The organism is Colwellia marinimaniae (genome assembly GCF_002207865.1).
GTDB classification, from domain to species: Bacteria; Pseudomonadota; Gammaproteobacteria; order Enterobacterales; family Alteromonadaceae; genus Colwellia; species Colwellia marinimaniae.
Genome location: NZ_BDQM01000303.1, coordinates 1 through 265 on the forward strand (window position 1 = coordinate 1; position 265 = coordinate 265).

Genomic DNA, 265 nt, shown 5'->3' on the forward strand with positions numbered 1-265 from the left:
TTGCCGAGGGCATAACCAACTCGTTCGTCGATATCAATAACATCCCTATATCAGCAATTGAGCGTATCGATATCCTCAAAGATGGCGCGTCTGCTATCTATGGATCTGACGCTATCGCTGGTGTGGTCAATATCGTGCTGAGGAAAGACATTGAGGGCTTGGAGGTCAATCTGGGCTTCGGGGATGCCACAGGTACCGACTATGGCGAGCAGACTGCCAGCTTAGTCTGGGGGATAAAGTCTGATAAGGGCAGTGCGTCGATTAT

General features: G+C 50.2%; 1 protein-coding gene. It reads left to right on the plus strand.

Features of this window, described 5'->3' with window-relative positions:
* On the plus strand, positions 1–265 hold a 265-nt coding region (locus MTCD1_RS19385), incomplete at both ends, for a TonB-dependent receptor plug domain-containing protein (protein ID WP_159459930.1).